Here is a 12013-nt window from a genome sequence, read left to right on the forward strand (position 1 = left end):
GGCTCTTTTTGTGGCGGTGCGGGGGAGGAAGCAGGGGGCGGTTGAACGTGAATTTTCTTCAAATTCAATCCCCAAAATGATACTTTATGCATCAACTTTCCAGCGCCGCCAGTGGCGGCCGTACTCACCAACACCCCGACTGGAGAAGCCGCACATGCCCCGCACCTTTTCCCCATCTTTCCGCAACGCCCGGGAACTCGCCTCCCACCAGCTCAAGGGTCTGCAGTGGACGGTGCGCCACGCCTTCGAGGGTTCCTCCTTTTACCGCGAGCGGCTGGAGGAGGCCGGGATCGACCCCGAATCGATCCGCTCCCTCGACGATCTGCGCCGGCTCCCCTTCACCGACACCGACGACTTGCGCGACGGCTACCCCTTCCCTTTGCGGGCGGTCCCTTTCGAGCAGATCGTGCGCATTCACGCCTCCTCCGGCACCACAGGCAAGCGCAAGGTCCTCGCCTACACCCAGAAGGATCTCGACGACTGGACGCACTTTTTCGCCCGGGCTTATGAGATGGCCGGGGTGACCCCCCTCGACCGGGTGCAGATCGCCGTCGGCTACGGGGTGTGGACGGCGGGGATGGGGTTCCAGCTCGGCTGTGAGAAGCTCGGCGCCCTGGCGGTTCCCGCCGGTCCCGGCAACGTCGACCTGCAGATCGAGTTCCTGCTCGACTTCCAGAGCACCGTCTTCTGCTCCACCGCCTCGATGGCGCTGCTGATGGCCGAGGAAATTCACCACCGGGGAATCGCCGACCGGATCCACGTGCGCAAGGTCATCTACGGCTCCGAGCGCTCTTCGGTGTCGATGCGACAGAAGATTTCCGAACTCTTCGGAGGCGCCGAGCTCTTCGACATCCCCGGCCTCACCGAACTGTACGGTCCCGGCACCGGGATCGAGTGCCCCGATCATGACTGCATCCACTACTGGGGAGACTACTACCTGCTCGAGGTCGTCGACCCGGAGACGCTGCGGCCTCTTCCCGACGGCGAGTGGGGAGAGATGGTCGTCACCACCCTCTGCAAGGAGGCTGCGCCGCTCATCCGCTACCGCACCCGCGACATCACCCGGATCATCCCCGGCCCCTGCACCTGCGGCTCGATCCTCCCGCGCCACTCCCGCATCAAGGGGCGCAGCGACGACACTTTCAAGTTCCGCGGGGTGAACATCTACCCCTCGAGCATCGACACCATCCTCTCGCAGATCCCCGGCCTCGGCTCGGAGTACCAGGTCCACCTCTCCCGCGATGCGGAGAGCGGCCGCGATCACCTGCGGCTGGTCGTCGAACGAGGCGCGGGAATCGAACGCGGGCAGCTGCCGCAGTTGATCCAGGATACGGCGCACCTGATGAAGAAGCAGCTCATGGTCACCCCGGAAGTGGAGGTGGTGGAGTACGGCTCCTTGCCGCGCTCGGAGAAGAAAAGCAGGCGGGTCTTTGATGAACGCCTCGAAGATTCAGTTGTCTGAAGGCATCTTCATAAGTCTTCATGTTTTTTGCAAGTATCCGCTGTTATTGATTTTTATTATTTGCATGTTGACAATGACAGGGGATGTGAGGCATGCTGACCGACAGTTTCGATTTGGGAAAATGAATATTTTTTTCGGCATTTAACAGAGAAGAACAAGGGAGGCGATCCCCTATGTCCGTGAACAAAGTCATACTGGTGGGAAATCTGGGCAAGGACCCTGAACTGCGCTATACTCCTTCAGGCGCGGCGGTGGCGACTTTCTCCCTGGCCACGTCCGAGCGCTACAAGGACAAGAGCGGCGAGCAGCAGGAGAAGACCGAGTGGCACAACATCGTCGCCTGGCGGCAGCTTGCCGAGATCTGCGGCAAGTACCTGCACAAGGGGAAGCAGGTCTACATCGAAGGCCGTATTCAGACCCGCTCCTATGATGACCGCGACGGCAACAAGAAGTACATCACGGAAATTGTCGCCGATCAGATGCAGATGCTGGGTCGGGTGGGAGAGGAAAACGGAGGCTACAGCCGCCCCGCCGGCGAGTCCCGGCCGAGCCGTCCCGCCGCGCAGTCTCAGACTCGGGAGGACTATGCCGAACCGCCGTTCAATCCCGACGACGATATTCCCTTCTAAATTTCGAGCTTTTTTCACCAGATTTCCAAAGCCGCGGGTTTTCCGACCCGCGGCTTTTTTGCGGTTTTGCATGCCGAGTTTTCACGGATCAGCCGGGGCAGGGTGGCTGACCGGAAGTCGACCTCCCCTCCCTTGACCTTGGCCGTTTCAGCACTTAAGTTTATAGTGATGCGAGGCCGACCTCACCGCGCAGATGGGAGGCATCATGGAGAATACGCTGAACGAAGCCAGACGTGCCATCCGGTCCAATCCCAAACTGGTTGGCGTGGTTTCCCGAGAAGTGGAGGGGGAACTGCACCTGTTTCGGGGAGACGACTTGTTTGTCCGGCTCCTTCCCGGGGACAGGGAGGGGGCGTGGCGCATGGAATATTTCCGCAACCGGGAGAGCTGGGAATGCCTCGATTTTACCGGCACTCTGAAAGAATGCATCGAGTTCCTTTCGGAGAATGAACATTATTTATTTTGGGAAGGTTGATTCTCGGCGGATGCAAATCCGTTGCACCTCGCTGGAGATTCTGATAACTTCCAATTTTACGGTAGCGTGCGGGTGATTCGGAGTCCTTTGGTATTTCCGAAATTCTTTGGCCCCTGCCGCTTTCCATCCATTGGTTATCGAGAGGAAATTGGCGCCGGATATGCTGGATGAGCGTAGAAAACTGCTCAAGGGAGTTCTGGGCGATCCTGACGAGGGAGTGCGTTTTGCCGCTGCGGCCGCCCTGGAACACCTCGAATCCGTTCTGAGTCTGGAACAGATCCTGTCGTCCCTGAACGATGAAAACAGGGGCATCCGGGTCAGGGCGATCTATGCCCTGGAGCGTGTGGATTCGCCGAAGGTCTTCCCGCCGCTGCTGTCCGCCCTCAAGGATTCCGATGCCGACGTCCGCTCCGCCGCCGTTCAGGTGCTGGGGAAAAAGAAAAATCCCAAGATTCTCGGCAGTCTTGTCCGCCATCTCAAGGATCCCCATCCGGCGGTGCGGGTTCACGCGGCGGAAGCGCTGGGGAACTTCGCCGACCGGCGCCTCGTCCCCTACCTTGGCGCTCTGGTCACGGAGAAAGATGCGGAATTGGTCCTTAGCGCAGTCCGTTCCCTCGGGGCTATCGGTGCACCCGAGGCGGAGAAATATCTCATCAGACTGGTGAAGGATCCCCGTCCCGCCGTCCGCCGCGAGGCGGTCGGCGCTTTGGGGATTCTGTCATTGGACGGCGAGTAAGAATCGTACGTTCCAGGGAATGCAAAAAGGAAGGCCGGATCCTGTCGATCCGGCCTTCCTTTTTGCGTCAATCGAAGTAGTCGGTGATCTCGACCCCCTTCACAAAGGGATCGACTTCGGCGACGATGCGGTGGGCCTTCTTGCCGATGAGGGTGAGCCGGGCAGGTACCGCCAGCCGCTCTCCGTTTTCGTCGAAGAGGATCTTGAGCCGGACCGAGTCGGGGTCATGGGTGTCCACCCAGACGACCAGGCCGATTTCGTTGCTGTCGAGACGGACCAGACTTCCGACCGGATACGTTCCGAGGGAAGCGATGAAGTTTTCCGTGAATTGCGGATGTAGAGCGGTGCCGGTCAGTTCCCGGAGACGCTCAATGGCATTGCGGGGAGTCAACGGCCGCTGATAGGAGCGCAGGGTGGTAATGGCGTCGTAAGTGTCGGCAATAGACGTCATGGAAGTCATCGGGGAGAGCTTCTCGCCGCTGACTTCGGCGGGATAACCCGTATGGTCGTAACGAAGATGATGCCCGAGGACGATATCGATGACCTCCGGGGTCACCCCTTCCATCCCTGCGACGATATCCGCGCCGGTGCGGGGGTGACGCTTGATCTCTTCGAATTCTTCCTCGGTGAGCCGTCCCGGTTTGGTGATGATTCCCACATCAATTTTCAGCTTGCCCAGATCGTGAAGGAGGCTTCCGAAGCCGAGAACGCGAAGCTGCTCTTCGGTGAGACCGCAGGAGCGGCCCACTGCCAGGGCGATGACGGAGACATTCACCGAATGCGTAAAGGTGTAGTTGTCATAATCCTTGAGCATGGAGAGGGCAAAAAGGGCGTGGGGCTCGGACAGGGTCAGCTCCGCCATGCTCTTGACGACATTCAGCGCTTCGGTGGAGGAAGGGATTTTCCCCAGACGTACGTCCTGAAAGATCGTATCCACCACCTTGAGAGCGCGCCCGTAGACCTGTCGGGGACGCTTCTCCTCCTCTTCTTCTTCGGGCTTGACCACGGAGATATGAGACAGCTGCCGCTTGGCCAGGGTGTGTTCAAAAACCCTTCCTTTCCCTCCTCCACTCACAAGGAGGCTCAGAAGGGTCCGGAGTTCATCTTCAGCAAGTCCGAAGCGGAATTCCAGTCCGTTGATTTCCAGGTTTTTCAGGAGCTGAACGAGTTCCTCGGCGGCGGGGACGGTTTCCGTGAACAGATGATCCTCTATGAACAGCGTCCCCTCCAGGAGTCCCATCCGGATGCGGTCCTTGCCGCGCATAAAGACGCACAGATCTTCATAGAGGCTTAAAATCTGCCTCTCGACCGCCGGATGGCGCAGCGGATAGAGGCGCAACCCCTTGATGGCGCCGGTAATGCCCTGCACCACTTTCCTAGCGAGTTCCGGAACCATTTTCCCTACCTTTCCTGAGCTGTTTGAGTGCCTGGACGGCGGCCCGGGCCACTGTTTCGGAGCGGTCGTCGACTGCCTTTTCCAGATCCGGAACCGGCACCAGGCTGCCGATCTCACCCAGAGCCAGTGCGGCGGCGGTGCGCATCTCGTCATACTGGCCGCGCCGCCAGAATTTTCGCTTTTGCAAAATGGACAGAAGTATCGGCACGGCCTCTTCCGAGCCGATCTCTCCCAGGGCTTTTATCGCCTCCCTGGTGATCTCCCCGTATTTTAGCCCGGAATCGGGGCGAATGAGCAGATTGATCAGAGCCGGAACAGCGGCGGGATCTTTGATGGCCCCAAGGGAAAGGAGGGCCTGCCGGCGAAGATCCAGATCGCGCCCTTCAAGTGTCTTCAGAAGAATCCCCACGGCTCCGGCACCTCCGATGCGGGTGAGTGCCCGGATCGCTTCCCGCCGCACCCGCAGGTCCGGGTGCTCAAGCAAGAGGGTGAGATGGTCGGCGGTCTTCTGGTCGCGAATATCCCCCAGGATGCTCACGGCGTTGCGGACAACGTACCACCGCTCATCGGTGAGATATTCCACGAGAATCGGAACCGCTGCCGATCTTTGCCGGACGAGGGCTTCGGTAAGAATTCTGCGGGTCGGCGCGTCCCTTTCCGCGGCCAGGCGATCCATGAGGTAACGGATGGTTTTCCCCTTGAGAAAAGCCAGAATCTGGAGGAGGGTCTTCCGGAGATCCTGAGCCAGTCCCTTGCTGCAAAGAGCCGTCGTGAGAAAATCAAGGGTTTCCTCGGTGGTCAGCTGGTTGAGGGCATGCAGGGAGTGGACTCGGCGGGTTTCAGAGAGACGGGGATTGGAAGCATTCATGCAGAGCAGGGTATAGGCCCTTAAAACCTGCAGGCGTCCCGCGTCGGTCAGATTGGGGGGGATCAGCGGGACGAGTTCCTTAATCAACTGCTGATAGCGTTCATCATCTTTCTCCCGCCGCAGTCTTTCAAGGAGTTCTTCCAGGTTCCCGCTGACTTCGGTCAATAAGGGAGAAGGCTGCTCTTCTCCTTCCATGCCGCTCTCGGGGGCAGCCTCCTTCGCGGCTTCGATTTCGTCTTTGCGGGCGAGGACCTGCTCGAGATCAATTTCATTGACCCACAGGGTGGATATCCGCGCCTTCGAAAGAATCTCCTGTATGCCGCCGCGGGCCTGGATATCGGCCGGGGCGAGGCTGAGGCACTGGGTGAACATCCTCAGATCCTTCCGGGTAAGGTCCGGCAGTATCATGAGGCGATGAATGCGCCGGGCAAAGAGGGCGAGGGCCAGCTTCTGCAGGATGGGATTGGCTGGTGCGACCGCGTTCTCCCCCACATAAAAACCCTCCTTGCGGATTCCGAGGCTCAGGTGGGCGTTTTCCCCCAGAAGAGAGACGAAAGCCGATTGCACTTCTTTGGCGGTGGCACTGAGGGCCGGGTGCCCGGGAGGATAGAAGCGGTCGGCCTTGACCAGCTTGATGAGCCCCTTCAGGGCCTCTTCAAGCTGTCTGGTTTTCGGTTCCGCTTCTTTCACGACCAGGGTTCTCCTTGCAGGTACAGGCTTTCAACCTTCCTAAGATAACCCTTTGCGGCGCGCTTGTAAATGGCTTTCGGGCCTCATGAAATCAGTCTTTCTCCTCCTCCAGAACGCAGAACCCGCTGTCGTGCAGGCCATGATCTCGAGGCAGATACATCTCCTCCAGGACCTTGTGGAAGTTTTCGGTGACCAGCTTCCTTTTGACTTTCAGGGTCGGCGTCATTTCTTCCTTTGAGAAGTCCCGCGACAGGAGGGTGAACCGTTTTATCCGTTGAAAAGAGGGAAAACCCTCCTGTAAAGCATCGATGCGCCGCCGGATGAGCTGGAGAACCTGCGGATGATTGACCAGGTCGCAGGGGTCGAGAAAATCAATCTTCTTGTGGCGGGCATAGGATTCGAGGTTCTCCAGGTTGGGGATCAGCAGGGCGGTCAGATAGGGTTTGCGGTCTCCGTAGACCATGGCGTTTGCGAGGAATTTGTCGCTCTTGAACAGGTTCTCCAGATGCTGGGGGGCGACATTCTCGCCGCCGGCGGTGACGATCAGATCCTTCTTGCGGTCGGTGATGGCCAGAAAACCATCGGCGTCGACGATGCCCACATCACCGGTTTTGAACCATCCGTCGATGAGCGCCTCTTCCGTGGCTTCAGGGCGGCCCCAGTATCCCTGGAAAACCCCGGGACCTTTCACCAGGATTTCGCCATCTTCGGCAATGCGGACTTCGGTTCCGTCGATGGGCCGGCCGACGGTGCCCAGGCGGAGAGCCCCGGGGGAATTTGCGGCAATCACCGGGGAGGTTTCGGTCAGTCCGTATCCCTCATAAATGGGGAGCCCGGCCGCCAGGAAGAATTCGGCGACATCCTTTCCCAGGGGAGCGCCTCCGGAGATGAAGAACCGAAGGCGGCCGCCCAGATGCTCTCTCAGTGGCGCAAAGACGATGGTTCTGGCCGTTTCGGCCAGCAGGCGGTGGAGCCGCCCGGGTTCCTCGCCGGCCAGTTCCTTCCGCACCAGGGCCCGGCAGCTGTTGAGAGCGGCGAAAAAAATCTGCTTCCTGATCCAGCGCCCCGAAAGGACGCGCTCCAGGACCCGGGCATACATCTTCTCGTAGAGGCGCGGAACGCTCAACAGGATCGTGGGACGCGCTTCCGTCAGATTCACCGGCACCGAGTCGACATTTTCGGCGTAAGCGATGGCCGCTCCCTGGTAGAGCATTAAATAGTATCCAGCCATCCGTTCGAAGACGTGCGACAGGGGGAGAAAGGAAAGACATTCATCCTCCTCGCCGATATCGAAGAGGCAGCAGCAGGCCTTGATGTTGGAGATAAAGTTCCCGTGAGTGAGGGTGACCCCTTTGGGCGGACCCGTCGTCCCGGAAGTGTAGACGATGGAGGCGATGTCGTCGGGATTCCCCTGACTCAGCAGGCGATCGACCTCCGCATCCGCAACGTCCTCCGCCGATTTCAGGAATTCATCGCGGGAAAGAATCTCCGGGCTCCCTTTCTCTCCTTCCAGGAGAATGATTCTCTCCAGTTCCGGGAGCTGGTCCAGGTGGGGAAGAAGCTCTCCGACCATCAAGGGGGAATGGACGAAGAGAAAACGGCTGCCTGAATCCTTGGCGATATGCAGGAGGGTGGAGAGGCCTTCAGTGTGGTAGACGGGTACCGACACGGCTCCGCAGCTCAGGGCGCCGAGGTCGATATAGGCCCATTCGGGGCAGTTGGGCGCCATGAGCGCCACCCGCTCCCCGTGTCGCAAACCGAGGGCCAGGAGGCCCCGGGCGAAAAGGCGGACATTCTCCTCCAGCTTTTCCCAGGAAATGTCCCGGTATTCCCCTTCTTCCTTGCGGCGAAGGGCTGTCCGGCTCTTCAGCCGCCGTGCCTGATGCAGAACCATGCGGGGGAGAGTGTCACTCATAATGCCTCCAATTCCAGGAAGATGGATCGCTCTTTTTAATTATAACGTAGGATGCGTCCATCGGCTCAAAGATGAACCAGGCCAACTTTCGTATGATTCGAAAAAGATTGACAGGTCCGGGTCCGATGGGGCATTAAAGGCTCGAGAGCGCAATTGGGGAGTGAATGAATCATGATCCTTGGAGTCACCGGAGGCATCGCCTCGGGAAAAAGCACCGTCACAAAGATCTTCCGTTCCCTGGGCGCGGCGGTGGTCAGCGCCGATGAGCTGGCTCGGGAGGCGGTCCGCCCCGGCGGCGAAACCCTGCGTCTGCTGGTCGAGCGCTTCGGGGCGCGGATTCTCCTGCCGGACGGTACCCTGGACCGCAAGACTCTCGCCGCACGGATCTTTGCCGATCCACGGCAGCGGGAAGACCTGAACCGCATCACCCATCCCGCCGTGGCGGCCCTGTCGGTGGAACGTCTCGCCCAGCTGGCCGCCAGGGGCGAGCCGCTGATCGTCTATGAGGCTCCCCTGCTCTTCGAGGCAGGCGCCGAACGCCGGGTGGATGCCGTGCTGGTGGTGAGGATCGATCCCCTTCTGCAGTTGCAGCGGCTCAGGGAGCGGGACGGCATCGACGAAAAGGAGGCCAGGGACCGCGTCGCCGCCCAGATGCCTCAGGAGGAAAAGGTCGCCCGCGCCGATTACGTGATCGATAATTCCGGTTCTCCGGAAGAAACCGAGGCGCAGGTCAGGAATCTTTTTCGGCGGCTGACGCATTCCCGTTCTCCAGACAGCGGAGGAAGTCAAAGGTGAGCCGCAGGGTCTGACGCAGTCGGGGGTTCTCCCCCGTCGTGAGAATGTGCGGCACTTCCGGTCCGAAAAAATGACATTCCTTGCGCCGGCCGGGAAGAGCGTCGAAGAGTTCATAGGCGCTGTCCACCTGAATGGTCCGGTCGCCCGCCGCGCCGATCATCAGCACCGGAGCGGTCACTCTCTCCAGGTGATTCCGCACGCGGCGGATCAGCCGGTACAGCTGATAGACTCCGTTCACCGGCCTGCGGTCGTAATAGAAAGGGGCAAGCTCCCGGGGAACGAAGTGGCGCTGATAGGACCGGAAGAAGCGGACGAGGCCGGCGGCCGGAGCGAGCCGGTGGCGCAGGCGCAGATACGGGGACAGCAGGATCAGTCCCGAAATCGGCAGACGACCGGCCGCCGCCAGCAGCAGAAGCCCGCCAGTGCTCTGGCCGATGCCGTAGATCCGCAGGCCGCGTGCCGACAGCATCCGGCATCCCTCCTCAACCGTGCTCAGCCACTCTTCATAGCGGCGTCCGGCCAGATCCTCCGGAGTGGTTCCGTGCCCCGGCAGGCGCACGCCCAGGGCCGTGAAGCCCGCTTCGGCAGCGGCTTCGCCGAAAAGCCGCATCTCCCAGGGGCTCGCGGTAAAGCCGTGAACCAGAACCACTCCCGCCTTGGCCGGCTGCCGGGGCTCCATCAGGAAAGGGAGGTTTTCCTCCCGGACAACCCCGTCCCGCCTGCTCCTCTCCTGTTCGATGTCTCTACTCATTCGCAATCATCCCGATCCGCCCGCTGGGAACGCAGGGCCCGCTCCGTCATAACAAAAAAGATCCCCCTGGAAGCAGGAGGATCTTTTTGTCGATGCATACGCAGGATGGTTCCGGCTACTTGTGGAAACCCAGCCGCGTGGAAAGCTCTTCCGAGGCCTCCATGACCAGGGGAATCAGTTCCTTTTCCAGGCGCTCGTCGGGGAGTCGCATGGATGGTCCGGAGATGCTCACCGCACCGACGATGCGGCGGGTATAGTCGCGAATCGGGGCGGCGACGCAGCGTACGCCGGGATCGAGTTCCTCGTTGTCGATGGCATAGCCTTGTTCGGCCACCTGCCGGAGCTCGTTCTTGAGAGCCTGGCGGTCGGTGAAGGTGGTGGGGGTGTAGGCTTTCAGTTCCCGGGGGGAAAGGACGGCATCGATTTCCTCTTCGGACATGTAGGCCAGGTGGACCTTGCCGGAGGCGGTGCAGTAGGAAGGAAGGCGTGAACCCACCCGGGAGACGACCCGGACGGTCAGGTCGGTTTCCACGACGTCGAGGTAGACACTGTAGCCTTCCTTGAAGATCGCCACATAGGAGGTTTCGTTGCACTCCTTGACCAGCTTTTCAAGAATCGGCTTCGCCTGCCGCAACAGCCCCATCTGCTTGATGAAGGTCTGCCCCAGTTCCAGGGACTTGAGCCCGAGGCGGTAATTCTCCGTCGCCCTGTTCTGTTCGATGTACCCGCGGGATTCCAGGGTGGCCAGAAGGCGAAAGACGTTGTTCTTGTGCAGCTTGAGGCGTTTGCTGAGTTCGGTAACCCCCAGCTCGTCCACGTCGCCGTGGAACTGCTCAAGAAGGTCGAGAGCGTGAGAAACTGCCTGGATGATATACTCGGATTTCTCTTTTTTCGCCATGGTGAGTATTTCCCTCTTTCAGAGATTTCAACGCAAAAAGCATCCCTATCTTATAAAATTCTGCATAGAATGGTCAAGCAATAATGGGAAAAACCGCGCGATATGTTTATTCTTCGCTCCCGGTGCCGAGTCCGGCGGGCTTTTCGAATTGCAAAAAATATAGAATGTTGTTTTATAAAAGTCAACATGGATCGGACGTCATCCATAAGTATACGTAAATAAATACAGGAATCTTCTCCTTCGGTGGATTCAACCCCTCTCCTCCCGCCTCCTTCTCCCCATCACCTCAAGGGCCAGCGGCACGGTTGTCGCCGCGCCCACCAGCACCAGGGTCCATCCCGCCGCTTTTCTCTGTTTTCCGTTCAGGCGCTCGCCGAGCAGAAGTGCCAACCCGGCCCCGAGCATACCTCGGGTCACGGCGATCAGGCTGATCACCGGCAATGTTACCGTTACCTCGCGCATGGCTGCCTCCTTTTTTTCTGCAAGTATAAAAGGGGTGCGGCGAGTGCGAAAGGGGGGGGATGGAAATTAACTTCCGGATGCGCGGCGGCTTCGCCCGCTTCAGCCGGACCCGCATCGTTTCCTCCTCCTCATTCAGGCAGGCCGGCGAGGAATCGGCGCAGACCGTCCTTGCCCCCGCCGATCCAGGGAGCTCCGTGGGCGAGGAGGAGATGGTCGAACTCCCTCTGCAGATGGTCGGTGAAGACCCGCTTCAGGCCGCGCCTGACCTCCCCCGGATCGTGTCCCATAAGCTCGTCGGGGACGAAGCCCAGGCGGTCGCCGTAGCGCACGATGGCGTCGCCCAGGGCGAGGACTCCCTCCCCACGCGGGATGAGCAGCGCCGTCTCCTCGGGACAGAGCACCCCCACGGCGAGAGCGAGAATCCCCCCCGGCAGTTCCGTTCCGTGAGAGAAGGGCGTGACCTCCTCCCCCTTCGTAAACTCATGCAGCCCCGCCTCGTGACACCAGACCTCGGTGCCGAAGGCCTCGCGGAAGCGGCCGCTGTGGCGGTAGTGGTGGCGGTTGGTGAGGAGGGCGTGGGCCGGCCGGCCATGCTCCTCGAACCATTCGAGCCCCTCGGCCGGGACCCGCGGATCGATGAGAATGCGCGGCTCGCGGTCGGCGATGTAGCCGGAGTGGACCTCCTGGCCGATCCCCTCGTGAAAGGTGGTCCAGTGAAAAATGCCGGGCAGAATCTCCTTCATCGCAGTCTCCTTTCGGGTGTCGCTTCAAAGGAAAATCTAGTGCCGAATCGCCTTATGTCAATGGTTGGAAGACGAGCGAAAAACTGAGACCGCAGAGTTTTCAGGCTGATCAAAAATGTCCAGATGCAAGGCGGACGAAATCCTTCGGCATAAGGCGTACCTGGAAGGTACGTCGTTGACGAAGGATAAGGAC

12 protein-coding genes are annotated in these 12013 nt (G+C 60.0%); 5 read left to right on the forward strand and 7 right to left on the reverse strand.

Features of this window, described 5'->3' with window-relative positions:
- Positions 1–154 precede the first annotated feature (154 nt).
- The 4 genes from DTF_RS0120045 to DTF_RS24790 all read left to right on the forward strand — a co-directional run bounded on the left by DTF_RS0120045 (position 155) and on the right by DTF_RS24790 (position 3302).
- Positions 155–1462, forward strand: a complete 1308-nt coding sequence (locus DTF_RS0120045) for a phenylacetate--CoA ligase family protein (protein WP_027716762.1) — start codon at positions 155–157, stop codon at positions 1460–1462.
- A gap of 173 nt (positions 1463–1635) precedes the next feature.
- Complete coding sequence (locus DTF_RS0120050; protein WP_027716763.1) at positions 1636–2091, forward strand: single-stranded DNA-binding protein; 456 nt, start codon at positions 1636–1638, stop codon at positions 2089–2091.
- Positions 2092–2296: 205 nt separating this feature from the next.
- Positions 2297–2566, forward strand: a complete 270-nt coding sequence (locus tag DTF_RS0120055) for a hypothetical protein (RefSeq protein WP_027716764.1) — start codon at positions 2297–2299, stop codon at positions 2564–2566.
- 160 nt (positions 2567–2726) lie between these two features.
- Complete coding sequence (locus DTF_RS24790; protein ID WP_035058384.1) at positions 2727–3302, forward strand: HEAT repeat domain-containing protein; 576 nt, start codon at positions 2727–2729, stop codon at positions 3300–3302.
- A gap of 67 nt (positions 3303–3369) precedes the next feature.
- Here the strand turns inward: DTF_RS24790 and DTF_RS0120065 are convergent, their stop codons facing one another.
- The 3 genes from DTF_RS0120065 to DTF_RS0120075 all read right to left on the reverse strand — a co-directional run bounded on the left by DTF_RS0120065 (position 3370) and on the right by DTF_RS0120075 (position 8171).
- Positions 3370–4698 carry an HD-GYP domain-containing protein gene (locus DTF_RS0120065; RefSeq protein ID WP_027716765.1) on the reverse strand — a complete coding sequence of 443 codons (1329 nt, stop codon included), beginning with the start codon at positions 4696–4698 and terminating at the stop codon, positions 3370–3372.
- Positions 4679–6256 carry a HEAT repeat domain-containing protein gene (locus tag DTF_RS0120070; protein WP_027716766.1) on the reverse strand — a complete coding sequence of 526 codons (1578 nt, stop codon included), beginning with the start codon at positions 6254–6256 and terminating at the stop codon, positions 4679–4681. Before DTF_RS0120070 ends, DTF_RS0120065 begins: the two co-directional genes overlap by 20 nt.
- Before the next feature lie 91 nt (positions 6257–6347).
- A complete protein-coding gene (locus DTF_RS0120075) occupies positions 6348–8171 on the reverse strand; it encodes a long-chain fatty acid--CoA ligase (protein WP_027716767.1) in 1824 nt (607 codons plus the stop codon).
- A 168-nt stretch (positions 8172–8339) separates the two neighbouring features.
- Between DTF_RS0120075 and coaE the strand changes: the two genes are divergently transcribed.
- On the forward strand, positions 8340–8966 hold the full coding sequence (gene coaE, locus DTF_RS24795; RefSeq protein ID WP_051361512.1) for a dephospho-CoA kinase: 627 nt from the start codon (positions 8340–8342) through the stop codon (positions 8964–8966).
- Here the strand turns inward: coaE and DTF_RS0120085 are convergent.
- From DTF_RS0120085 to DTF_RS0120100, 4 genes are all read right to left on the reverse strand, one after another.
- Positions 8902–9717, reverse strand: coding sequence for a carboxylesterase (locus DTF_RS0120085; RefSeq protein ID WP_027716768.1), 816 nt, complete (start codon positions 9715–9717; stop codon positions 8902–8904). The genes coaE and DTF_RS0120085 overlap by 65 nt on opposite strands.
- A 115-nt stretch (positions 9718–9832) precedes the next feature.
- The gene (locus DTF_RS0120090) at positions 9833–10615 is read right to left on the reverse strand and encodes an IclR family transcriptional regulator (protein ID WP_027716769.1); all 783 of its coding nucleotides are present in this window, start codon (positions 10613–10615) and stop codon (positions 9833–9835) included.
- A 249-nt stretch (positions 10616–10864) separates the two neighbouring features.
- The gene (locus DTF_RS0120095) at positions 10865–11077 is read right to left on the reverse strand and encodes a hypothetical protein (protein ID WP_027716770.1); all 213 of its coding nucleotides are present in this window, start codon (positions 11075–11077) and stop codon (positions 10865–10867) included.
- 128 nt (positions 11078–11205) lie between these two features.
- Positions 11206–11820: a hypothetical protein gene (locus DTF_RS0120100; RefSeq protein ID WP_027716771.1), complete on the reverse strand. Its 615-nt coding sequence runs from the start codon at positions 11818–11820 to the stop codon at positions 11206–11208.
- Positions 11821–12013 lie beyond the last annotated feature (193 nt).

It is taken from the genome of Desulfuromonas sp. TF (assembly GCF_000472285.1).
Classification (GTDB): Bacteria; Desulfobacterota; Desulfuromonadia; order Desulfuromonadales; family ATBO01; genus ATBO01.